The 23,413-nt window shown below is 70.2% G+C and carries 19 protein-coding genes; 6 read left to right on the forward strand and 13 right to left on the reverse strand.

Annotation, left to right across the window (positions count from 1 at the left end; genetic code table 11):
- Positions 1–7: 7 nt before the first annotated feature.
- Positions 8–382, forward strand: a complete 375-nt coding sequence (locus tag ACIBF7_RS01900; RefSeq protein ID WP_148035496.1) for a hypothetical protein — start codon at positions 8–10, stop codon at positions 380–382.
- A 92-nt stretch (positions 383–474) separates the two neighbouring features.
- Here the strand turns inward: ACIBF7_RS01900 and ACIBF7_RS01905 are convergent, their stop codons facing one another.
- The 6 genes from ACIBF7_RS01905 to ACIBF7_RS01930 form a co-directional block, all read right to left on the reverse strand.
- Positions 475–735, reverse strand: coding sequence for a CopG family transcriptional regulator (locus tag ACIBF7_RS01905; protein ID WP_148035497.1), 261 nt, complete (start codon positions 733–735; stop codon positions 475–477).
- A 698-nt stretch (positions 736–1,433) separates the two neighbouring features.
- On the reverse strand, positions 1,434–1,889 hold the full coding sequence (locus ACIBF7_RS01910; protein ID WP_397196137.1) for an ATP-binding protein: 456 nt from the start codon (positions 1,887–1,889) through the stop codon (positions 1,434–1,436).
- A gap of 106 nt (positions 1,890–1,995) precedes the next feature.
- Positions 1,996–3,126, reverse strand: coding sequence for a monooxygenase (locus ACIBF7_RS01915; RefSeq protein ID WP_148035499.1), 1,131 nt, complete (start codon positions 3,124–3,126; stop codon positions 1,996–1,998).
- 49 nt (positions 3,127–3,175) lie between these two features.
- Positions 3,176–4,009 carry a carbohydrate ABC transporter permease gene (locus ACIBF7_RS01920; protein ID WP_397196138.1) on the reverse strand — a complete coding sequence of 278 codons (834 nt, stop codon included), beginning with the start codon at positions 4,007–4,009 and terminating at the stop codon, positions 3,176–3,178.
- Positions 4,006–4,926, reverse strand: a complete 921-nt coding sequence (locus ACIBF7_RS01925) for a carbohydrate ABC transporter permease (protein ID WP_219543052.1) — start codon at positions 4,924–4,926, stop codon at positions 4,006–4,008. Before ACIBF7_RS01925 ends, ACIBF7_RS01920 begins: the two co-directional genes overlap by 4 nt.
- Positions 4,926–6,257 (reverse strand): extracellular solute-binding protein, encoded by a 1,332-nt coding sequence (locus ACIBF7_RS01930; RefSeq protein ID WP_397196139.1) that lies wholly within the window; start codon positions 6,255–6,257, stop codon positions 4,926–4,928. Before ACIBF7_RS01930 ends, ACIBF7_RS01925 begins: the two co-directional genes overlap by 1 nt.
- A 209-nt stretch (positions 6,258–6,466) precedes the next feature.
- Here ACIBF7_RS01930 and ACIBF7_RS01935 point away from each other — a divergent pair, with 209 nt between their 5' ends.
- Positions 6,467–7,957, forward strand: coding sequence for an alpha-N-arabinofuranosidase (locus ACIBF7_RS01935; protein WP_397196140.1), 1,491 nt, complete (start codon positions 6,467–6,469; stop codon positions 7,955–7,957).
- Here ACIBF7_RS01935 and ACIBF7_RS01940 read toward each other — a convergent pair.
- On the reverse strand, positions 7,941–10,961 hold the full coding sequence (locus ACIBF7_RS01940) for a BTAD domain-containing putative transcriptional regulator (protein ID WP_397196141.1): 3,021 nt from the start codon (positions 10,959–10,961) through the stop codon (positions 7,941–7,943). The genes ACIBF7_RS01935 and ACIBF7_RS01940 overlap by 17 nt on opposite strands.
- 495 nt (positions 10,962–11,456) lie before the next feature.
- On the opposite strand from ACIBF7_RS01940, the gene ACIBF7_RS01945 reads away from it, so the two are divergent.
- Positions 11,457–12,557, forward strand: coding sequence for a ThiF family adenylyltransferase (locus ACIBF7_RS01945; RefSeq protein ID WP_271277616.1), 1,101 nt, complete (start codon positions 11,457–11,459; stop codon positions 12,555–12,557).
- A complete protein-coding gene (locus ACIBF7_RS01950; protein ID WP_271277615.1) occupies positions 12,554–13,777 on the forward strand; it encodes a hypothetical protein in 1,224 nt (407 codons plus the stop codon). Before ACIBF7_RS01945 ends, ACIBF7_RS01950 begins: the two co-directional genes overlap by 4 nt.
- 3 nt (positions 13,778–13,780) lie before the next feature.
- Here ACIBF7_RS01950 and ACIBF7_RS01955 read toward each other — a convergent pair whose 3' ends face one another.
- On the reverse strand, positions 13,781–14,812 hold the full coding sequence (locus ACIBF7_RS01955; RefSeq protein WP_397196142.1) for a LacI family DNA-binding transcriptional regulator: 1,032 nt from the start codon (positions 14,810–14,812) through the stop codon (positions 13,781–13,783).
- Between the two features lie 123 nt (positions 14,813–14,935).
- On the opposite strand from ACIBF7_RS01955, the gene ACIBF7_RS01960 reads away from it, so the two are divergent.
- Together ACIBF7_RS01960 and ACIBF7_RS01965 are read left to right on the forward strand one after the other, a co-directional pair.
- Complete coding sequence (locus ACIBF7_RS01960) at positions 14,936–16,351, forward strand: pyridoxal phosphate-dependent decarboxylase family protein (RefSeq protein WP_397196143.1); 1,416 nt, start codon at positions 14,936–14,938, stop codon at positions 16,349–16,351.
- A gap of 14 nt (positions 16,352–16,365) precedes the next feature.
- Positions 16,366–17,298 (forward strand): RDD family protein, encoded by a 933-nt coding sequence (locus ACIBF7_RS01965; protein WP_397196144.1) that lies wholly within the window; start codon positions 16,366–16,368, stop codon positions 17,296–17,298.
- On the opposite strand, the gene ACIBF7_RS01970 is transcribed toward ACIBF7_RS01965, so the two are convergent.
- The 5 genes from ACIBF7_RS01970 to ACIBF7_RS01990 are packed head-to-tail and all read right to left on the reverse strand — an operon-like array spanning position 17,285 to position 23,370.
- A complete protein-coding gene (locus ACIBF7_RS01970) occupies positions 17,285–19,669 on the reverse strand; it encodes a glycoside hydrolase family 2 protein (RefSeq protein WP_397196145.1) in 2,385 nt (794 codons plus the stop codon). The two genes, ACIBF7_RS01965 and ACIBF7_RS01970, sit on opposite strands and share 14 nt — an antisense overlap.
- An 11-nt stretch (positions 19,670–19,680) precedes the next feature.
- Positions 19,681–20,556, reverse strand: a complete 876-nt coding sequence (locus tag ACIBF7_RS01975; protein WP_148035511.1) for an ATP-binding cassette domain-containing protein — start codon at positions 20,554–20,556, stop codon at positions 19,681–19,683.
- Positions 20,556–21,497, reverse strand: a complete 942-nt coding sequence (locus ACIBF7_RS01980) for an ABC transporter ATP-binding protein (protein WP_148035512.1) — start codon at positions 21,495–21,497, stop codon at positions 20,556–20,558. The genes ACIBF7_RS01975 and ACIBF7_RS01980 overlap by 1 nt, the downstream gene beginning before the upstream one ends.
- On the reverse strand, positions 21,494–22,378 hold the full coding sequence (locus tag ACIBF7_RS01985; RefSeq protein ID WP_148035513.1) for an ABC transporter permease: 885 nt from the start codon (positions 22,376–22,378) through the stop codon (positions 21,494–21,496). Before ACIBF7_RS01985 ends, ACIBF7_RS01980 begins: the two co-directional genes overlap by 4 nt.
- On the reverse strand, positions 22,375–23,370 hold the full coding sequence (locus ACIBF7_RS01990; protein WP_271277605.1) for an ABC transporter permease: 996 nt from the start codon (positions 23,368–23,370) through the stop codon (positions 22,375–22,377). Before ACIBF7_RS01990 ends, ACIBF7_RS01985 begins: the two co-directional genes overlap by 4 nt.
- Between the last annotated feature and the right edge of the window lie 43 nt (positions 23,371–23,413).

The raw sequence follows: 23,413 nt of genomic DNA on the forward strand, positions 1-23,413 counted from the left end.
GGCGAAAGTGCCCGAGTCGCACGACCCGCAGGGCGCGGGCGAAGACGTCTGCCCGCGCTGTCACGGCACCGGCATAGCTGACGACGTGGCCGACGCTCCCGAGCCGGAAGAGGTGATCGTCGACCGGACCCTGCCGAGCGAGGAGGGGAAGGACGCCCTGCGACTGGCGATGCGTGAGAAGAGCGCGATCCGGAACCGTAAGTGGATCATGACTATTCTTCTGGTCCTCTTCACGCTTTCGATGGTCGCGAGCCCGGTCGCCGCCGCGCTCCTGCCGGAGCCGAAGGAAACGATCGAAGAGGTCAACAAGGCGAGGGAGCTGATCGCGCCCATCGTCTCGCTCATCGTGGGCTATTACTTCGGGGCGCAGAGCAGAGAGTAATTCAGCCCATGTGCTCACTATCCTCCGCAGCCGTGGAGGATAGTGAGCTCGCAGTAAGTCTCAGCATTCAGGGCTCCCGGGCGAGAAACCCGTCAGAGCACCAGCACTTTCCGCACGTCTCCGTTGGGCTCGATGACCGCCAGCTCGTTGCCCTTCTCGGTCTGCTCCTCGACAAACTGCCAAACCTTGATCGCACGCCGGACACCATCGGTGATGGACAGGCCCTTGGCCTCGATCAGCCTCCTCAGGATGTCCATCGTCTCCGTGCTCAGGTTTATGGACAGACGCACGAACCCCTTTTTCGCCTCTTTGGGTTTCACCTCTGCGAGCTCCTGCTCACGATCTTGCGCCACTCGCCATACCTCCAGCCTGCTCCAGTAAGGGCCTTCCAGGAAGATTTTGACTACAACCCGTCATGTACCCGCTACCACACGATGCATGTTATCGATCCACATGAAATCCACATGATGAACCGCCCGACCACGCCCTCTGATTCGGACGAAGACAGTCATATATTACACACTTTTTGTGGCTTTTGTCGGAGTTTACGCTGCTAGAAGTGAGGAAGATTCAGTATGCCCAGCACTCGAACCATAGTCGAGCGTATGATCCAGTTCATCACCACCTACGTACGGTTGCTGTAACATTCACTCAACCGTCGACGGCTTTCATCCAGCCTGAGCGGGGGCGAGAACACACCATCGCCGTGCACGATGCGTACGTGCGGGGCCTGGGGAGGGCTCGCTTCATAGGTGGGGGCCTACTGCAGGTAGGTCATGGATCCTGGCTGGAGGAGGTTGGATGACCCAAGCCCAGGGCTCTCCCAGGGACAAGTCAGACAGGTGTCCCGCGTGCGACGGCACGGGAAGCGCCGGCGACAAACAGGCCGACCCCCGGCCTGACAGCGTGGTCGTGGACCACGCTCTGCCGAGTGCGAGGGATGACGCGTTCAGGCTCGGCGAAGTGTTCGACCGGCGAGAGTAGAACGTTCCAAGCCGCAGGGCCCCTGCCCCTACCCCCACCGGGGACCCTGCGGCCGTGGAGTATGCCGCTAGATGCGGAAGCCGCCGTCGGTTTCCGGAGTGCGGGGCAGGGCGAACCAGGTGGCCTTGCCGAGCCGGTCGGGCCAGGTGAGGTAGCGCTGCGGGTGGCAGCCGTAGAAGCCCTCCGACAGGATGGCCACGATGTGCAGCCCCCGGCCGCGCTCGTCGCCGCTGCCGGGGGTGCGCGGCGCGGGCAGCGGCGGGCCGCTGTCGACCACCCCGCAGACGATCTCCCTGCGATCGGCGCTCACCGCCATCTCGTACGGCGGATCGCCGTACAGCAGCGCGTTGGTGACGATCTCGCTCATCATCAGCACCGCGTCGTCGACCAGCTCGGGGTCCACGCCGAGCCCTTCCAGCGCCTTCCGGGCGGTGGCGCGGGCCGTGGCCACCGCCTGGGCGTCGCCGGGCAGCGGCCACGCGTCCTGCGAGCGGCTGTGCGGAGCTGGGCGCAGCGTGGTCATGACGGGCCTTTCCCGAGGACGCCGTTTTCAGACTGTACGAAGACAGGAGCACGGCAGGTTGAGTCCCGGGGTGTCGCCTGGGCGTGACATCTTCGTCACGCATGGGTCAGGTGGCCGAGGCGACGGCGATCCCGAGGCACATCTCGTCGGCGGTGCCGTCGCCCCACACCACGTAGCGCGGGTCGAGCTCCCGGAGCTGCGGGATCTTGGCGCGGAGCCCGGCGTCGTGGGTGCAGGTCACCCGGACCACGTCGCCCCGCCCGACCGCGACGGGCTCGGGCAGCGGCCGGAACGCCTGGTCGTCGAAGTCGTACGCGGGCACGTCGAGCAGGGTCCGCGCCTCCGGCGTGCCGGGGTTGACCTCCACCTTGATGGCGCGGCCCAGCAGGTGCATGTGACCGGCCATGGCGTGGATCCTGGCCGGCCGTTCCACCGGCAGGTCGCAGTGCTGGGTCGGACCCGGCTCCGGCCGGCCGCACCGCTGCGCCAGGGCGTCGACCTGGTCGAGCGACTTCTCGCCGAACCTGCGGCCGAGGTCTTGCACCGCGGCGGCGCGGTCGCAGAGCGGCCCGGACTCCTCGGGCGTGCAGGGCAGCTCGATCGGGGCGGAGAAGAGGACGGTGTCGAACGGCTGGAGCGTCCGGTCGGTCACCCGCAGCCGGATCCCGGACCGGTCGGTGCCCGGCCGCCCTTCCACGCCGAGCGTGTTGTAGTGGACCTGCATGACGAGCCGGCTGCCCGGCGGCATCGCGTAGCCGTGCGACGGGTCGAGCAGCACCTCGTCAGTGCCGGGCGCCCAGTGGGCCACCCACGCGGCGGCGACCCCGCCGTCGCCGAAGCAGGTGTAGCCCTGGCCGGGCGTGCTCTCGTCGAGCCGCTCGGCCTCCGCGACGTGTTCCGGGCCGACCCTGAAGAAGATCGCGTGGTGGACCAGCTCGGTGTTCTGCGGCAGGAACTGGGCGCCGGTCAGGAACACCTGCTCCTCCAGCCCCGGGTCGATGAGGAAGCACCGGTAGTCGTCGGTGCCGCCGTTCGGCGGCGCCGGGGTGTACGGCTCGGGCATGCCCAGGGTCATGAACCGCTCGCCGTCGCGCAGCGGCGAGGGCTCGGGGTCGTGCGCGCCGTGCCCCGCGTGGCCCGTGCCGGGCTCGTACGGGCTCGTCGTGGCCGTCGCGCCGCAGGCGGCCAGCAGCACGGCCGCGGCCAGGGCGGACGCCGTACGGGTCAGTCGCGTCATGCTTCCACCCTGGCCCATGGGGCCGCGCCGGGCACCCCCTAAAGAGGAGCTACTGACCCCCCAGCCCGGTGTGCGCGACGCCGCGTACGATCTGCCGCTGGAACAGCACGAACACCACCATCAGCGGCAGTCCGGCGAGCACCACCGAGGCCATGATCTGCGCGTACCGGAGGCCGAAGGTGCCCTGCACCACGTTGGCCAGGCCGACCGGCAGGGTCATCGTGTTCGGGTCGGTGGACACCAGGAACGGCCAGAGGAAGTTGTTCCACGTGGTGATGAACGTGAAGATCGACACCGCGGCCAGCACCGGCCGCGACAGCGGCAGCACGATCGTGAAGAACACCCGCCAACGGCCGGCCCCGTCCACGAACGCGGCCTGCTCCAGCTCCGGCGGCACGTCCTGGAAGAACTTGTACAGGATGAAGACGATCAGCGGCGCCGCCACCTGCGGCAGGATGATCGCCCACCAGGTGTCGACCAGCCCGAGCGACACCATCTCGGCGAACAGCGGCGCGATGAGCACCTGCGGCGGCACCATGATCCCGGCCAGGATCAGCCCCAGCAGCGCCCGCTGCCCCTTGAACTGGGTGCGCGCGAACCCGTACGCGGCCATCGCCGAGAAGAGGACGGTCAGGAACGTGACGATCACCGCGGTCACCGTGGAGTTGACGGCCCACGTGATGATGCCGCCGGTGCCCAGCACGAGTTCGTAGGCGTCGAGCGTGACGGTGCTGCCGAACCATTCCAGCGGCAGCTTGGTGGTCTCGTCCTCGGGCTTGAGCGAGGTGGCCACCGCCCAGGCGATCGGGGCGATCCAGATGACGGCCAGCACCGAGGCGACCACCAGCAGGACGAGCTGGCTCACGCTGAACCGCTTGGTCATGAGGAGACCTCCGCGCGCTTGCGGAACAGCCGGAGCTGCGCCAGGGAGACGATGACGATCAGGACGAAGAGGATGTAGGAGACGGCTGACGCGTAGCCGATGCGGTAGCCGGTGAAGCCGACGTCGTAGGCGTACTCGATGATCGGCCGGGTGGCGTCCTCGGGCCCGCCGCCGGTCATGAGGTAGATCTGGTCGAACACCTTGAGCGAGGCCAGCAGCTGCAGCACGACGATCAGCGCCGTCGTACGGCCGAGCATCGGCAGCGTGATGGACCTGAGCTTGTCCCAGGCGGACGCCCCGTCGATGGCGGCGGCCTCGTACAGGTGCTGCGGGATCGACTGCAGGGCGGCCAGGTAGAGCAGGAAGTTGAAGCCGACCGTCCACCAGACGGTGGTGAGCACCACCGACCACATGGCCGTGCCGGGGTCGCCGAGCCACAGGACGTCGGTGCCGAGCGTGCCGTTCAGCAGGCCGTACTCGGGCGGGTAGATCATCTGCAGCCACAGGATCGACACCACGGCCGACGGCAGCAGGAAGGGGCCGAAGAACGACAGCCGCCACAGCCACTGCACGAACCGCAGGTTGTGCACCAGCAGGGCGAGGCCCAGGCCGAGGAGCACCAGCGGGACCGTGCTGAGCACGGTGAAGACGAGCGTGTTCCACAGCGAGCGCCACATGCGCGGGTCGCCGAACGCCTCGGCGTAGTTGGAGAAGCCGACGAAGCGGTCGTTGCTGCCGGCGATGTTGACGTCGGTGAAGCTCATGCGCAGGCCGAGCAGCGTCGGCCAGACGAGGAAGGCGACGTAGACCAGCAGGAAGGGCGCGACGAACAGCAGCCCGTGCTGCGTCCAGCTCCGCTTGACCTGGGCCTTGGCGGCGGGGGCTGTGGTGGCGGGGGCGGCGACGGTGGTCGTCATCATCGCTCCTCGGCGGGGAAGGGGTTCGGGGCGGACATCAGCCGGCTCAGCGCCGCCTTGGCGTTGGCCAGCCCCTCTTCCGGCGTGCGTTCACCGCTGATGACCGGGGAGAACGCGCCGCCGAACTCGATCCACAGCCGGGAGGCCGAGCCGGTGTACCAGACCTGGGGGTCGAGGGCGACGTCGGTGATGACGGAGCGGTACTCCGACTGCGGCTGGAGCGCCAGGTAGTCGGGCTCCTGGAGGGCGGGCAGGTAGGAGGGCACGTGGCCGGCCACCGCCCAGTCGGCGCTGTTCTTCACCAGGTAGGCGATGAACTGGTAGGTCGCCCGTTCCACCTCGGGGTCGCGGTCGCGCTGGTGCGGCAGCACGAACACGTGGCAGTCGGCCTGGGCGGCGCCGCTGCCGAACACGCTGGGGAAGCGCGTCATGCTGAACGGCGTCTTGCGCTCCTTCAGGCCGGTGACCTCCCAGTCGCCGTTCCACAGGAACGCGGCCTCGCTGTTGGTGAACTTGGCCACCGAGGCGCCGTAGTCGGTGGTGGGGTCGCACAGCCCTTCCTCGCCGAGCCGGCGCATGAACCGCAGTGCTTCCAGCGCCTTCTGGTCGTCGATGGTGACCTGGCCGCCGTCCTCCGAGAGCAGGGTGCCGCCGCTCTGCGGGTACAGCGAGTACCACACCCGCCAGGGGCCGACGGTGCCGAGGCCGAGCGCGTCGAAGACCAGCGGCGGCTTGCCGCCGAGCACCTCCTTGGCCTTGCGGAGCTGCTCCAGGAGCTGGTCGGCGCCGGTGGTGGGTCGCAGCTTGCCGTCGGCGCCGAGCAGGCCGGCCCGCCCGCAGAGGTCGGTGTTGTAGTACTGCACCATCGGGTGCGCGTCGAACGGCACCGCGTACAGCGTGCCCTGGTAGTGGGCGCGTTCCCAGATGGGCGGGCTGAAGTCGGCCGCCCGGAGGCCGACCTCGGTCAGCAGGTCCACGTTGATGGGGTCGAGGATCTCGCCCGCGCCGATGCCGGCGAGCCTGGCCAGGTGGAAGGTCGCGACGTCGGGCGACCGGCCGCCGGCGCCCGCCATGGCGATCTTCGTGTAGTACGGCTCGCCCCAGGCGAGCACGTTCTCCTCGACGAAGACGCCGGGGTTGTCCCGGGCGAACGCGCCGACCATCTGGTTCATGATGATGCCGTCGCTCGCGCCGAGGAAGTGCCAGTACTTCACGCGGGTCTGGGACGAACCGAGTCCCACGGGGATGGCGCAGCCGGAGGCGGCGGCGCCGAGGAGGGCAAGGCTTCCGCCGAGCAGGTGCCGGCGGGTGATGGCTGGGGGGTCTTGCACAGTGGCCTCTTCCTTCGCCGAGGAATGTTCTCGCTAACACCAAGGGGCACTGGGGTGGCTATGGGTCATGTTTCGGCGGGGTTACCCGAGTGTTAGCGGTAACAAGCACGCTGTCAAGGTTTGTGCGGCAAGCGCTTGCCGTGCCCTTGACCTCGCGGGTTGATAACGCTAACAATCTCTGGAGCACCACCAACCGCGAGGAGCCCCCCGTGCACGACGCCCGCCTCACGATCGATCCCGCGTTCCGGGTGGCGCCGGTGCGGCGCCGGACCTTCGGCACCTTCGTCGAACACCTGGGCCGGTGCGTCTACACCGGCGTCTACGAGCCGGACCACCCGGGCGCCGACGAGGACGGCTTCCGCCGCGACGTCCTCGACCTCACCCGCGAGCTGGGCGTGAGCACCGTCCGCTACCCCGGCGGCAACTTCGTCTCCGGCTACCGCTGGGAGGACGGCATCGGCCCCAAGGAGAGCCGCCCCCGCCGGCTCGACCTGGCCTGGCACAGCACCGAGACGAACGAGGTCGGGGTCGACGAGTTCGTGCGCTGGTGCCGCAAGGCGGAGGTCGAGCCCATGATGGCGGTCAACCTCGGCACCCGCGGCATCGCCGAGGCGCTCGACCTGCTGGAATACTGCAACCACCCGTCCGGCACCGCGCTGTCCGACCTGCGCGCCGCCAACGGCGCCAAGGAGCCGCACGACATCCGGATGTGGTGCCTCGGCAACGAGATGGACGGCCCCTGGCAGACCGGCCACAAGACCGCCCGCGAGTACGGCCGGCTGGCCGCCGAGACCGCCAGGGCCATGCGCATGGTCGACCCCGGCCTGGAGCTGGTCGCGTGCGGCAGCTCCGGCTCGACCATGCCGACGTTCGGCGCGTGGGAGTCGACCGTGCTGGAGGAGACGTACGACGTCGTCGACTTCATCTCGTGCCACGCCTACTACGAGGAGAAGGACGGCGACCTCGGCAGCTTCCTGGCCTGCTCGACCGACATGGAGTACTTCATCCGTTCGGTCGTCGCCACCGCCGACTCCGTGGGGGCCCGGCTCAAGTCGCGCAAGCGGATCGACATCTCGTTCGACGAGTGGAACGTCTGGTACCTGTCGCGCTTCCAGGCGGCCGAGCCGCCGCGGGACTGGCCGGTGGCGCCGCCGCTGCTGGAGGACCACTACCACCTGGCGGACGCGGTGGCCTTCGGCGGGCTGCTCATCACCCTGCTGCGCAACAGCGACCGGGTGACGGCCGCCTCGCTGGCCCAGCTCGTCAACGTGATCGCGCCGATCATGACCGAGCCGGGCGGGCGGGCCTGGCGGCAGACCACCTTCCACCCGTTCGCCCAGGCCAGCCGGCACGCGGCCGGCGACGTGCTGCGGGTCGAGCCGGTCTCTCCCCTGTACGAGACCGCCCAGTACGGGGAGGTGCCGCTGCTGCACGCGGTCGCCACCCACGCGGACGAGGGCGTCACGATCTTCGCCGTCAACCGGGCCACGGACGGGCCGCTCTCGCTGGAGATCGACGCCCGCGCCCTCGGCGGCGCGCGCATCACCTCCGCCACCACCCTCACCGGCCCGGACGTCTACGCCCGCAACACCGCCGACGACCCCGACCGGGTGGCCCCGCGCCCCAACGAGAACGTGGAACAGGACCCGATGCGCGTCCTCCTCCCCCCGGTGAGCTGGAACGTCATCCACCTGTCCTGACGGTTTCGAGCAGCGCCGTGAGCTCCTTCACCTCGGTGTGGTTGTCGAGCTGCGCGAAGAGCCGCCGGGCCGCGCTCCAGGCCGTACGGGCCTGGTCCGGATCGGCGGCCGCGTGCAGGGCGCCGAGGGACTTGAGGGTCTGCGCCTCGTGGAAGGGGCTGGCGAGCTCGCGCCAGATCTCGAGGGCGGCGACGGTGTGGGCGACGGCGAGGGCGTGGTGGCCCTCGGCCGCTTCGAGCTCGCCGAGCGCGCCCAGCGACGTGGCCTCCTGGAATCGCGCCCTCCACCGGCGGGCCAGCCGGATGCTCCGGCCGAGCACGTCCCTGGCCCGCGGGTCGCGCAGCTTGACGTAGGTCATGCCGAGGTGCGGCAAGATGGTGATCTCGTCGCTCAGGCTCCGGAGCGAACGGGCCAGCGTCACGCCGCGCGTGAAGTGCGCCTCGGCCTCGACGAGGCTGCCCCTTTCCCGCCGTACGATCCCGAGCAGGCTGTGGATCCGGCACAGCTGCGACGGGAGGGGCACGTCCTCGGCCAGTCGCAGACTGGCCTCCAGGTGGACGCCGGCCCGCTCGGAGTCTCCCAGGACCCGGTGGCCGTACCCGAGCTGCCACTCGGCCTCGACCTGACCGAGCACGTAGCCGGCGTCCCTCGCCTTCGCCAGCGTCGCGTCGAGGTAGGCCACGGCCTTGCCGGGCTCTCCCCTGACCAGGAACGCGGTGCCGGCGAGGATCCGGGCGTCGACCTCGCCGTGGACGTCGCCCAGGCTCTCGAAGAGCGCGACCGCGGAGAGGGCGTGCTCCAGTGCCTCGTCCTCGGCGTGCCGGGGCCCCATGCGCAGGCACTCGGTGAGGTCGCGCAGCATGAAGGCGCGGCCACGCGCGTCCCCGGCGCGCTCGCAGACCTCCAGCGCGAGCCGGCTGGTCGACTCCCAGTCGTCGTAGTAGTCGTGCAGCTCGAAGAAGTTGACGGTCGCATCGGCGAGCTGCCAGCACAGGTCGTGCGCGCCGAGCGCGGCGGCCTGCGCCACCGCGGCCCGGAGCGCGCCTCTTTCCGCCTCGAACCAGGCGCAGGCATCGGAGATCCGGACGTGCGGCTCGTGCGTCACGCCTTCGGCCGGGAGCGTCGGGAAGACCCTGCCGGGCAGCCCGGTGTCGGCCCGCCGGGCGAGGACCAGCCAGCCGCCGAGCGCGCGGGTCACGGCCTCGTGGATCTCGTGCGGGGCGGCTTCGGCGTCGGCGCGGTCGCGGGCGTGCAGGCGGATCAGGTCGTGGAAGCGGTAACGGGACTGACCGGCGGGGTCGACGCCCGCGACGGTGAGGAGGTTGGCGCTCAGCAACTCGCCGAGGCTGCGCTCGGCCTCCTCCGGGGACGTGTCGAGCACGGCCGCGGCGACCCAGCCCGCGAAGTCGGGGGTGTGCAGCACGCTGAGCAGGTAGTAGAGGCGCCGGGCCGAGGGCGACAGTGCCGTGTAGCTCAGCCCGAGCGAGGCCCGTACGGTGAGGTCTCCGACCGAGAGCTCGTCGAGGCGGCGTCGCTCGTCGCGCAGGAGCTCCGCGATGCGGGAGAGGGGCCAGTCGGGCCGGGAGGCCAGGCGCGCCCCCGCGGCACGGACGGCGAGCGGCAGGTGATCGCAGAGCCGGACGATCTCGCTCGCCTCCGAGGGCGCGGCCCGCACCTGCTCCGGCCCCGTGATCCGGGCCAGCAGCTCGATCGCCTGGGCGGGCCGGAAGACGTCCAGGCGCAGGTGCCGGACGCCGGCCAGGCCCACCAGCCGGGGACGGCCGGTGATCAGCACGCCGCAGGTGCCCGACCCCGGCAGCAGGGGGCTGACCTGCGATTCGTCGGCCACGTTGTCGATCACCACGAGCATCCGCTTGCCGGCCAGGAGCGACCGGTAGAGGGCCGTGCGGTCGCCGACCGACTCCGGGACGGCGGCTCCCCCGACGCCGAGAGCGCGCAGCATCGACTCCAGCGCCCGGGCCACGGCGGTGCGGTCGTCGGCGCCGGAGAAGCCGACGTAGAGCTGGCCGTCCGGGAACGCGCCCGCGAGCTGATGCGCCACGTGCAGGGCGAGCGTGGTCTTGCCGACCCCGCCCATGCCGGAGATCGCGCAGATCGTCAGCGCCTGGCGCCTACCGGGGGACAGGGCGTCCCTGAGCGTCGCCACCTCGTCGTCCCGGCCGGTGAAGTCGGCGACCGTGGGCGGGAGCTGACGAGGCACCACAGCGCCTCCCGTCGACGGCCACGCGCCCGGCCTCGCGGGCAGGTCGATCCGCTCGTCGCCGCGGAGTATCGCCTCGTGCACGCGGCGCAGCACGGGGCTCGGTTCAAGCCCCAGCTCGTCCGCGAGCAGGTCGCGGACGGCGGCGTAGGTCTCCAGGGCCTCCGTCTGACGGCCGGACCGGTAGAGGGCGAGCATGAGGAGAGCGTGCAAGCTCTCCTGGTAGGGGTGGGCCTTGGCCACCTCGCGCAGCTCGGTCACCGCCTCCGCGTGCCGCCCGAGGGCCAGCTCGGTCTCCGCCCAGCGTTCGTGGACGGTGAGCCGGAGTTGTTCGAGGGACAGCGCCTCCTCCGCGATCGGCCCGGAATCGAGGAATTCCGCGAACGCGGGCCCCCGCCACAGATCCAGGGCGCGCCGGAAACAGCGACCGGCGGATTCGTGGTTTCCTCCGTCGAAAGCCGCCGACCCCTCCGCCGCGAGTTTCCGGAACTGCGCCGCGTCCACCTCGCCGTGGGTGACGAGCAGATATCCTTCCGGCTTTCTCAGCAGTCGCTCCGCGCCCAGTTGGACGCGGAGCTGATGCACGTACGACTGGAGATTGCTGCGCGCCGAGACCGGCGGCCGGTCATTCCACAGAACGGTGGACAGGAAATCGCTGGAGACCGGCTGGTCGGCCCTGGAGATGAGACCGGCGAGCAGCATACGTAATTTCCGGGCGTTGCCGAGAAAGTGGTGCCGGCCGTCCTGGATCACCTGGAGTGGGCCTAGGATCTCGAAACGCATCCAGTGTCGCTCCGCCCTGGACATTCATAGAGGAGATCGCCGGCAGTGATCTGCCGCTCGGTCATGCTCGCTGGGGGGTGCGGCTCGACGGGTTGGCGTGCCGATTTTAGGTCGTCGCCGTGCCGGGCGCAAAGGGCTTTCCGGACGTGTCCGGAAGGTCGTGATCTACCTGCCCGTTCGTGGGGACGGCCTGTTCGGTGGCCGCTTCGCCGCCGTCACGTACCCGCCACCGTCGGTGATGTAGTGCGGCCATGGCAGCGGTTCGTAGATTCTGGACATCCTTACGGATTCAATTCGACGGCGCCGGAAAACACCGGGAGGTGAACATGGAGAAGCAGAAGAAGGAGACCAAGAAGCTTGAGCTCAAGGTCCGCAAGCTGGAGAAGATCGAGACCACCGTTATCCGCGAGCACTTCAGTGCGTGAACCCGGATGACGTGCCGGAGCCGATCGAGCCGCGATCGGCTCCGGCCTTCTATGGAGAAAGAGTGCATTCATGCGGAAGCCTCGTCTGAAACACGTTCATCTGCCCACGGTCTTCCCGGACGGCCGGATAAGAATCAGTCTCGGTCAGTACGGCGTGGCCACGGAGTTGCAGGACGACGCCGAGGGAAGCATCGCGCGGATCCTCACCCTCATGGACGGCACCCGGGACATCGAGCAGATCTGCGCCGACTTCGTGGCGGACAGCCCGGAGGTGGAGCGGGAGAACGTCCGCGAGATCGTCGAGGCGCTCATCTCCGAGGGGTTCATCGAGGACGCCGAGGCGGAGCCTCCCGCCAATCTCTCCGCAAGGGAGCTGGAGAGGTACGCGCGCGCCCGCCATTTCTACTCCTGGATCGACACCGTCCCGCGGGAGTCCCCCTACACCGTCCAGTCGAAGATCAAGCAGGCCAAGGTTGGTCTGCTCGGCGTGGGCGGCACCGGATCCGCCGTCGCGGCCGGGCTGGTGGCGAGCGGCATCGGCGCCCTTCACCTGGCCGACTTCGACGACGTGCAGGAATCCAACCTGACCCGGCAGCTCCTCTACACCGAGCAGGACATCGGCGAGTCCAAGGTCGAGCGGGCGGTCGCCCGGCTGCGCGCGATGAACAGCCTGGTCAAGGTGACGGGCAGCGAACTCAAGGCGACCGGGACCGACGACATAGCTGCGTTGATGGCGGACTGCGACGTGTTCGTGCTCTGTGCCGACGAGCCGGATCCGGACATAAAGATCTGGACGAACGAGGCGGCACTGCGTACCGGGACGCCGTGGTTCGTCAGTTTCTACGGGGGGCCGATGGCGGTGGTCGGCTCCTTCCACCCGGGCGAGACCGGGTGCTGGCGCTGCATGCGCGGTGACGAGGACCGGAAGAAGCAGGCCACCGGGCAGCGGGATCTCATCACCCACGAGTCGTGGCCCAACGCGGTGATCGCCGCCAGCGCCAACATCAGCGGTCACCTGTGCGCGCTGGAGATCATCTACCACCTCGGCGGCCTGAGCACCCAGGCGCGCGGCCGGATGTTCCACTGGAACTTCGCGGTGTGGGACCACGTCTACGCCGTGGACGTGGTCCGCCAGGACGACTGTCCCGCCTGCGGCCCGGCCGGCGGATGACCGTCGACACGACCGGCACCGTCCGGCTGCGTCCGCTCAGCATCCAGGCGGACGACGACCCGGACGGTGTCATCGTCGGGCGGCCGGAGCTCGGCGAGTTCGTCAGCCTGCCCGCCCTCTACGGCGAGGCGATCCGCCTGCTCGGCGACGGCCTCCCGATCGGCGTGGTCCAGCGCAGGATCGAGGACGAGCACGACGTCGAACTCGATGTCGTGCAGCTCGTTGAGGCACTGGTCGACCTCGGCTTCGTGGCCCGGCTGAACGGCGCGGACCTGCCGGATCCGGCCGGGCAGGCCCCGCCGGCTCACCTGCCCTGGCTGGCCGAAAGGCACGTCCGGTGGCTCTTCGGCCTCCCGATGCGGGTGCTGTGGGCGGTCGTGGTCGGCGCGGCGCTCGTCGCCCTGTTCGGCCGGCCTGATCTGGTCCCGGTGTACCAGGACTTCTTCTGGAGCGACTACGTCGGACTGACGACGCTGGTCAACACGGCGATGTTCTCGGTGGTGATCAGCCTGCACGAGCTGATGCACCTGGCGGCCGCGCGGTCGCTCGGCACCCCGGCGCGCATCGGGTTCGGCACCCGGCTGCACAACCTGGTCGTGCAGACGGACGTCACCGCGATCTGGTCGGTGCCGAGGCGCTCGCGTTACCGCGTCTACCTGGCCGGGACCGCCTGCGACCTCTTCCTCTTCGCGATCCTCATGCTCGTGCTCGCCCACGCGAACCCGCCTGAGGGAGCCGCGGCGTTCCTGCGGACCCTCGCGCTGGTCATCATGCTGAGCGTGCCGATACAACTGCACGTCTACATGCGGACCGACTTCTACTTCGTGCTCGCCGACCTCCTGCGCTGCCGCAACCTGTTCGGCGACGGGCTCGACTACGCCCGCTACCTGCTCCGCCGAGTGGTCACCGTCGTGAAGCGGGCGCGACCACCCGCCGACCCGAGCGCCGAGCTGTCGGCCCGCGAACGGCGAGCGGTGCGGATCTACGCGGTGCTGCTCGTGCCCAGCGCGGCCATCGCCCTCGGCATGTTCGCGGTCTACACCCTGCCGATCATCGTGACCGCCCTCTTCCGCGCCCTGGTGGCCGTCTGGGAGAGCCTGAACGGCGGGCCAGTGCTGCTGGGCGTCGACGGCGGCCTCTTCCTGCTCGTCGAGGGCGGTATCCAGACGCTGTTCCTGGTCACCTTCGTCAAGTCGCACCCCCACTGGTTCCGCCGCTGAGGGTCAGCCGGGGGCGGGGCCGGTGCTCTCGCGTACGACCAGCTGGGGCTCGACCAGGCGGCGGGCCGGCTCGGTGTGGCCGGCCATGCGGTCGAGCAGCAGGTGGAAGGCGTGCCTGCCGACCTCGCCGAACTCCTGGCGGACCGTCGTCAGCGGCGGCCAGAAGTAGGCCGCCTCCGGGATGTCGTCGAACCCGACCACGCTCACGTCGTCCGGCACCCGGCGGCCCGCCTCGCGCAGGGCGCGCATGAGGCCGAGCGCCATCTGGTCGTTGCCCACGAAGATCGCCGTCACCGAGGGGTCGTCGGCCAGGCGCCGGCCGAGCTCGTGGCCGGAGCGCGGGCTCCAGTCGCCCCGCAGCGGCTCGGGGACCGGGCGGCCCGAGGACTCCAGCACCTGCCGCCAGCCGTCGATCCGGTAGTTGGCGTCCAGCCAGTCGACCGGCCCGCCCAGGTGGTGGACGGTCCGGTGGCCCAGGTCGAGCAGGTGGCGGGTGGCCCTGGCCGCCCCGGCGCGCTGGTCGACGGTGACGACGGGGACGGGGATGTCCTCACCGGCGTCGACCGCCACCACGGGCAGGTCGCGCGGCAGGTGGCGCAGGCCGTCGGCGGCGGATTCGTGCGGGGCGAGGATGACGACGCCGTCGACCGCCTGGGCGCGCAGCCGCCGCACCGCCTCCTCGATGGACCGCCTGCTGAGCAGGCTCAGGCTGGCGATGCTGACGCTGTAGCCGCTGAGCCTGGCGGTCTGCTCGATGCAGTAGAGGGTGGACGCGGGACCGTACAGGGTCGTGTCGATGCTGACCACGCCGAGCACGCCCGAGCGGCCGGTGACGAGCTGGCGGGCGGCCAGGTTGGGCCAGTAGTCGAGCTCGCGTACGGCGGCGAGCACGCGCTCGCGGGTTTCCGCCCGCACCCGGTGCGGTGCGTTGAGCACCCGCGAGACCGTCATCGCCGAGACCCCCGCCAGTGCTGCCACGTCGCCCAGCACGGCGGGCTTGCGCGGGGCCTCGGATTCGTCCCCTTTAGCGGCCATGCGCTCACCCCCTAGATTTGCAATAACGCTAACAGGGAGGCAAAGCCGGTTTCGCGCTGCCTTTCCATCGGACGATTGACGGAACCGAATAACAGAATTAGGTTCGGCCGCTGAGGAGGACCATTGAACCTGCCCCGTATCGGGAAGACGGCCGAGGACCTGCTGGCCGAGCTCGCCCGGCTCACCGAACACGACCTGCCCGTGCGCGGCGGCCAGGTGACCTCCTATGTGTACGACACCGGGCGGCCCGAGGTGCACGACGCGGCGGCCCGCGCCTATGCGGCGATGCTGGAGGTCAACTGCCTGGACCCGACGGCGTTCCCGAGCATCGTCGAGATGGAGAAGCAGGTCGTCGGCGCCGTCGCGGACCTGTTAGGCGGCGGCCACGGCATCTTCACCAGCGGCGGCACCGAGTCGATCATGCTGGCGGTGAAGGCGGCCCGCGACGCGGCCTCCCGGCCCCGGGCTAACCTGGTGCTGCCGGTCACCGCCCACCCGGCCTTCCACAAGGCGGCCCACTACCTGGGGGTCGAGGTCAGGCCGGTGCCGGTGGACCTGGGGACGTTCAAGGCCGACGTGCGGGCGGTCTCGGCGGCGATGGACGAGAACACGGTGCTGGTCGTCGCGTCCGCTCCCTCGTACCCGCAGGGGGTGATCGACCCGGTCGGCGAGATCGCGGCGATCGCAGCTGAGGCGGGCGTGTTCTGCCACGTGGACGCGTGCGTGGGCGGCTGGCTGCTGCCGTGGCTGCGCGAGGCGGGCGCGGACGTGCCGCCGTTCGACCTGTCGGTGCCGGGGGTGACGTCGATCTCCTGTGATTTACACAAGTTCGGGTACGCGCCGAAGGGGGCGTCGGTGGTGCTGTTCGCCGACCCGGCGATGCGGCGGCGGGCGTACTTCGCGTCGGCGGCCTGGCCCGGCTACACGATCATCAACGCGACCGTGCAGAGCTCCCGGTCGGCGGGGCCCTTGGGCGGGGCGTGGGCGACTCTGCAGGCGCTCGGCCGGGAAGGGTACGTCGAGCTGGGGCGGGCCACGCTGGAGGCGGCGGACCGGCTGCGCGCGGGGCTGGCCGGGATCGGCGGGCTGCGGGTGCTGGGCTCCGGGTCGACGCTGGTGGCCTTCACCTCCGACGACGTGGACGTGTTCGTGCTCGCCGACGAGGCGCGGGCGCGCGGGTGGTTCCTGCAGCCGCAGCTCTCGTACGCCGGGATCCCGGCGAACCTGCACATCACGGTCACGGGGGTGACGCTGGCCGGGGTGGACGCGATGCTGAAGGTGATCGCCGAGTCGGCGGAGGCCGCCCGGCGGCTCGGGCCTCCGGTTGTCCCGGACGGGCTGGTGGAGCTGATCACCGGGCTGGACCTGGACGCGCTGGACGACGCCACCTTCTCGGAGCTGGCCGCCTCGGTGGGGGTGGATCTGCGGCCTGGGTCCGGGCAGCCTCGGATGGCCGTGGTCAACGCCGTGCTGGACGCGCTCCCGGCCGAGCTGCGGGAGGCGATCCTGGTGCGTTTTCTGTCGGTGATCTATAGCTAGTACGGTTTGCGGTCGTGCTTCCGTTATCCCGTGCCGCCTGGGCAGCCGCCGTCTTCATCGCTCTCCTGCCCACGTGGTGGTTGTGGGAGGAGTGGGCGGCGCCGGAACCGCTGCAAACGCTGGAGTGGGCCGGGCTGGAGGATTTCGAGGAGCACGGCGACGTCTACGGCATGGTCCGCCTCTACAGCGGTTCGAAGCCGACGCCGGTGCTGTCGCCGCTGGTCGGCGACCTCGGCGCGGTCGCGGAAGTCGCCTACTGGTACGCGCTCCCGGCGGTGCTGGTGCTGGCCGGGTTCCTTGGCTGCCTGCGGCAGGGCGATCCGGAGGCGGCGGGGCGGCGGATCGCGTGGGGGCTGGTGGCGGTGGCGGCGGCGGGGCCGGTCACCGCGCCTGATTTCTCGCTCACTGTTCTCAGCCCGGAGTGGTTCGTGGCCATGGCTGACTGCTGGGGGCGTGACCAGGTCTGCTACCTGCTCGCGGCCTTGCTGGTGCTGGCCGCCTCGCTCGGCATGCCGCGCCGTCCCGGCCAGGCCGCCGAAGGGACCGGGCTCAGGGCGGCGGCGCTGCTGGCCGACTACGTGATCTTCTGCGCGGCGCTCGGCCTGGTGATGCCGCTGCTCCCCGAGAGCCGTGACTTCGGGGGGCTGCTCTCCCACGGGGAGCCGGGGACGCTACCGGTGGGTCAGGATCTGGCCCTGCTGGCGCTGCTGTTCCTGTACGTGTGGATCCCGCGTGGCACGACCGTCGGCAAACGGCTGCTCGGGCTCCGGGTGGAGGGCGCCGGGCCGGGGAAGGCGGCGCTGCGGGCGCTGCTCTTCCCCGTCGCCGTGCTGTGGCCCGAGTACGGGGTGCTGTGGCTGGCCGCCGACGCGCTCTGGTCGTTCGCGGACCGGGACGGGCGGATGCTGCACGACCGCCTGCTGGGCACCTCGGTCACGGCTCGTTGACGCAGCGGAGGACCGGGGGCGAGGTGAGCGCCGACGGGTCCAGGGCGGCGTCCGAGGTGACGTGGAAGGTGGTGGTCTCGCCCGGTAGGAGGGTGACCAGCATGGTGTCCACCGACGCGGCGGGGTCGAGGCGGTCGGGGAAGAGGGCCAGGTCGCGGAGGATCGTGCGGGCGGTGACCGTCACGCGGTAGCCGCCGTCCACCCGGTCGGCGGAAGCGTCGTAGGACGCCGGAGGGAAGGCCACGGCCGGGTCCTCGGCGAAGAAGGACAGGGTGCGCGAGTCGCCGAGGCGGACCGAGAGGAGTTCGCGGGAAGGGTCGTCGGGGGTGGCGACCGAAGGCGGGAGCGGCGCCCGCGCCACCGACCGGGGTTCCGCCGAGACCTCCAGGACGTCCTTGGCCAGCGGTTCCCCGTCCAACCCGAGGCGCGTGACCAGTAGTGAGCCCTGCCACGCCGTGCCCGAGTCGTTGACCACCGCCACCGAGGAACCCTGCACGGCGAGCAGCCGGTCGGCGTAGAGGCGGCGCAGCGCGTACCAGAGGGGTTTGCGCCTGCCGTCGCCGTCGACCGCCGACCAGGAGGTGACCGGCCAGCAGTCGTTGAGCTGCCAGACGATCGTGCCCATGCAGTACGGCGCCAGCGCGCGGAACCGCTCGACGCCGAAGGTGATGGCGCGGGCCTGGTTGAGCTGGGTCAGGTAGTGCCAGTCGTCGAAGGAGTCCGGCGCGGGCAGGTGGTCGCCGAGGCCGCGCAGCAGCTTGCCGTTGCCGTCGTCGGCCTTCTGGTGGTGCAGCACCAGCGGGGCGTCGGCGGCCAGCTCCCCGGAGACGGCGCGGCGGAGCGTGGCGTACGCGGGCGGCCCCTGGAAGCCGAACTCGGCCACGAACCGGGGCGTGTAGGTCGCGTAGTGGCGGTAGTCCTCCCGGTTCCAGACGTCCCAGATGTGGATGGTGCCGGTGGACGGGTCCTGCGGCGGGACGGCGGGGTCGGCCGAGAACGGGCTGCCGGGGATGTACGGGCGGGTCGGGTCCAGCTCGGCCACGATCGACGGCAGCAGGTCGTGGTAGAGGCCGCCGCCCCAGCTCCGGCCCTCCAGCTCGTCCTGCCAGCCCCAGTCGGCGTGCCCCTCCAGGTTCTCGTTGTTGCCGCACCACAGCACCAGGCTGGGGTGCGGGGCGAGCCTGGTCACGTGCTCGCGCGCCTCGGCGGCCACCTCCGACCGGAACGGCTCCTCCTCCGGGTAGGCCGCGCAGGCGAACGGGAAGTCCTGCCACACCAGCAGCCCGAGCTCGTCGGCCAGGTCGTAGAAGTCCTCGCTCTCGTACAGGCCCCCGCCCCATACACGCAGCAGGTTGACGCCCGCGCCGACGGCCTGGCCGAAGCGTGCGGCGAGCCGGTCGCGGGTGATCCTGGACGGGAAGCAGTCGTCGGGGATCCAGTTGACGCCGCGGGCGAACACCGGCGTCCCGTTGACGACGAGCCTGAACGCCTCCCGTTCCAGCTCGACCGTCCGGAACCCGATCTTCCCGGTCCACGACGAGTCCCCGAGCCGCACGGCAAGCTCGTAGCGGTGCTGCTCCCCGTACCCGCGAGGCCACCACAGCCGGGGCTCGGGCACGGTCAGCGGCACGACGGCGGTCCGCTGACCGGCGGCGAGCCGCACCTCCGCCGAGACCCCGGCCACCTCGGCGACCAGGGTGAGCGGCGCCTCGGTGGCGCGCTCGACGCTCACGTGCACGTCCACCCGGCCCGAGCCGTCGGCGGCGACGGTGGCGAGCGGGCGGACCGCGGCCGGCCGGGCGCCGGTCCAGCTCTCCAACCCGATCGGGCGCCAGATGCCGGCGGTGACCAGGGCGGGCCCCCAGTCCCAGCCGAAGTTGCAGGCCATCTTGCGGATGAACGCGTACGGCGCCTCGTAAGCGCCGGGGCGGGACCCGAGCGCGGCCCGCCGCTCCTCGGCGTACTCCAGCGCCGAGCCGAAGGTGACGGTGAGCGTGTTCTCGCCCTCGCGCAGCAGGTGGCGCACCGGGAACCGGTAGGAGCGGTGCTGGTTGGCGGTGGCGGCGACGCGCACCCCGTTCAGGGCGATCTCGGCGACCGTGTCCAGCCCCTCGCACACCAGGTCCGTGCGCTCGTGCTCGTCGCCCGACCAGGAGAACACGGTGGTGTACGTCCACGCGGTGCGGCCGATCCAGGCCAGCCGGTTCTCGTTGTCGTCCAGGTACGGGTCGTCGATGAGACCGGCGGCGAGCAGATCGGTGTGCACGCAACCGGGCACCGTGGCAGGCACCGTGGGGGGCACCGTGGCGGGCACGTCCCCCGATGCGGCCGACAGGACCCAGCCGTCGTGCAGGGGTCGGTACGAGCTCACGTGGTTCTCCTTCAGCAGTCGTCGAGCTTGGCGCAGGCCACGAGGTGGCCGGGCTCGGCCTCGTACAGGCCGCCGGTCGCGCCGCGCTCGTGATACAGGCAGGTCTCCACCGGCGGGGCGTCCTCCCACGGGGCGTGCAGCCGGGGGACGGACGACAGGAGCTGCCTGGTGTAGGGGTGCAGGGGGTCGTCGAACACCTTGTGCGTCAGCCCCATCTCGACGACCGCGCCGCTGCGCAGCACGACCGTGCGCTCGGCCAGGTAGTGGCCGAGCGACAGGTCGTGCGTCACGTACAGCACGCTCAGCCCGCGGCCCTTGAGCTCGGCGAGCAGGTTGAGCACGTCGATGCGGGTGGAGGCGTCGAGCATGCTGGTGATCTCGTCGGCGATCAGCAGCTTCAGGTCGAGCAGCAGCGCCCTGGCGATCAGCAGGCGCTGCAGCTGGCCGCCGCTGAGCTGGTGGGGGAACTTGCCGAGCACCTCGCGCGGGTTGAGCCGCACGTCCTCGATGGCCGAGTGGACCCGTTCGGTCCACTCCTTGCCGGGGACCGACGGGTAGTAGCTGTCCTTGATCAGCTGGAACACCCGGTCGGCCTTGAAGACCGGGTTGTAGCAGCTGAACGGGTCCTGGAAGACGCCCTGGACGGACCGGTAGTAGTCCCGGCCCGGCTTGACGGGCACGCCGTCGACGGTGATCGTCCCGCCGGTCATCGGGATCAGGCCGAGGATCATCTTGCCGATCGTGCTCTTCCCGCTGCCGCTCTCCCCGATGAGGGAGACGACCTCGCCGGGCCGCACCTCGAAGCTCACCGCGTCCACGGCCGTCAGCGTCCGCCCGCCGAAGGTCCCGACCTTGTAGACCTTGGTGACGTTCTCGACTTTCAGCATCAGGCCTTCCAGCACGCGACGAAGTGGTTGGGCTCGATCTCGTTCACCGGCGGCTCCTCGGCGCACTCGTCGCCGGCCAGCGGGCAGCGGTCGCGGAAGCGGCAGCCCCGCGGCGGGTTGAGCAGCGACGGCGGGCTGCCGGGGATGCCGGCCAGCTTGCGTTCCTCGTAGCGGACGCCGATCTCCGGCAGCGAGTTGATCAGCAGCTTCGTGTACGGGTGCTTCGGCGCCTTGATCAGTTTCTCCGACGGCGCCTTCTCCGCCAGCTTGCCCGCGTACATCACCATGACCGTGTCGGCGATGTGCGAGGTCAGCGCCAGGTCGTGGGTGATGAAGATCATGCTCTTGACGTAGCCGCCGTCGCGGAAGCCGAGCAGCGCCTTGGCCACCGCCTTCTGGGTGGACACGTCGAGCGCGGAGGTGATCTCGTCGGCGATCAGCAGCGCCGGGTCGAGCAGCGTGGAGATGACCATGACCATGCGCTGCTTCTGGCCGCCGGACAGCTCGATCGGGTAGCGGTCGAGCACCTCGCGCGGCAGCCCCACCATGCCGATCCGGCTCTCCAGCTCCTTCCTGTCGAGCGTCACGCCGCGCGAGCGGAGCAGCTCGGTCACCATCCTGCCGATCCGGCGGGTCGGGTTCATGGCGCTCATCGAGTACTGCGGGATGAGCGAGATCTCGTGGAAGCGGTAGTCGTTCATCGCCCGGTCGTCGCCGATCGGCAGCTCGCGGCCGTCCAGCTCGACGGTGCCGCCGACGTGGCGCATCCGGCCGTCCATGCGGATGAGGCTCTTGCCCAGCGTGGTCTTGCCGCAGCCGGACTCACCCGCCAGGCCGAGGATCTCCCCGTCGTCCATGGTGAAGGAGACCCCGTCGAGCGCCTTCACATCGCCTCTGAGTGTCTTGTAGTGCACCCTCAGCTCGCTGACCCGCAGACTCATGTTTCCCTCAACTTCGGGTTGAAGACCTCGTCCAGACCGACGTTCGCCACGTACAGGGCGCCGACGACGGCGGTGATGGCCGCGCCCGGCGGCACGAACCACCACCAGAGGCCGAGCTGGAGCGCGCTCCACTGGGTCGCGTTCTGCAGCATCAGCCCGAGCGAGACGCCCTCCGTGGGCCCGAGCCCGATGAAGTCCAGCGAGGCGGCGATCAGCACCGAGCTGCCGAACAGCAGGATGAACGTCATGAACAGGTAGGAGCTCATGTTCGGCGCGATCTCCCGCGCGATGATCCTGGGCGTGCCGACCCCGCTCAGCCTGGCCAGGTCGACGAAGTCCCTGGACCGCAGCGAGAACGTCTGGGCCCGGATCGCCCGCGCCGCCCACGGCCAGGAGGTGAGGCCGATGAGCAGCGCCTGCATGCCGACGCTGCGGATGCCGAGGTAGGCGTTGATGATCAGCAGCACGGCCAGGGTCGGGATGACCAGCACGATGTTGGTGAGCATGTTGAGCACCTCGTCCACCATCCCGCCCCGGTAACCGGCGACGAACCCGATCACCATGGCGATCACGGCCGCGATGCCGCCGCCGATCGCGCCGGCCAGGATCGTGGTCCGCAGCCCGTACACGAACTGGACGAAGACGTCCTGTCCCTGCGTGGTCGTCCCGAACCAGTACTCCGACGAGGGCGGCAGCATCGGCATCGCCACGTACTCGTTGGGCGCGTCCACCCCCAGGATGACCGGCCCGAACAGGCCGGTCAGCGCGAGCACGAGCACGATGGAGAAGCCGATGACCAGTTTCGGGTTCCGTACGGCGAAGTAGAGCGCCTCGCGGCGCACCACGCGCTCCTCGGTGGGCAGTGCCGTCGTCGCGGTCATGCCTGCGCTCCCGCCATCCCGGTGCGCGTGCGTGGGTCGATGAGCACGTACACGATGTCGATGATGAAGTTGGCCACCAGCACCCCGATGACGATGAACATGAACGAGCCCTGCAGCAGGAAGAAGTCCTGGTTCTGGATCGCCTTGAGAATCAGGCTGCCGATCCCCGGATAGGAGAAGACGATCTCGGTGACCAGCGCGCCCGCGACCAGCACGCCGAGCTGCAGCGCCAGGCCGGTGATCTGGGGCAGGATCGCGTTGCGGTAGGCGTAGCGGCGGATCAGCTTGGCCGGCGCGCCGAGCGCGGCCAGGTAGTTGGAGTAGTCCGACTCCAGCTCATAGATGATCATGTTGCGCATGCCGATCGCCCACCCGCCCAGCGCCACCAGGAACAGCGACAGGAACGGCAGCGCCCAGTGGTGCAGCAGGTCCAGGAAGAACGTCCAGGACCAGCTCGGCGTGAGCGAGAAGCTGTAGCCGCCGGCGATCGGGAACCATCCGGCCACCACGCCGAACCCCCAGGCCAGCAGCACGGCCAGCCACATGTACGGGGTCGCGGTGAGGACGTAGCCGACCGGCAGCACGGTGTTGTCCAGCAGCTTCCTGCGCGCGGCGAACGCGCCGAACCGGTTGCCCACCCAGTAGCTGAGCAGCACCGCCGGGATCATCAACCCCAGCGTGTACGGGACAGCGCCCATGATCAGGTCGGTCACCGGCACCGGGAAGACGTAGATGCTGATGCCGAAGTCGCCCCGGAAGAGCGCGCCCCAGAAGTTCAGGTACTGCTGCCAGATCGGCTCGTCGAAGCCGAAGAGGTTGGTGTAGTAGACCCGCATCGCCTCGACGGCCTCGGGCTGCGAGACGCGGGCCCTGGCCAGCATGCTCGCGACCGGGTCGCCGGGCATGAAGCGCGGGATCACCCAGTTGACCGTGACGGCGGCCACGAAGGTGAGGCCGTAGATGAACAGTTTCCTGCCGAAGTATTGGCGCACGAAGATCTCCCCAAGGGACCCCCTCCGCCCAGGAGGACAGGCG

It is taken from the genome of Nonomuraea sp. NPDC050478 (assembly GCF_044458265.1).
In the GTDB taxonomy this organism is placed as follows: domain Bacteria; phylum Actinomycetota; class Actinomycetes; order Streptosporangiales; family Streptosporangiaceae; genus Nonomuraea; species Nonomuraea ferruginea.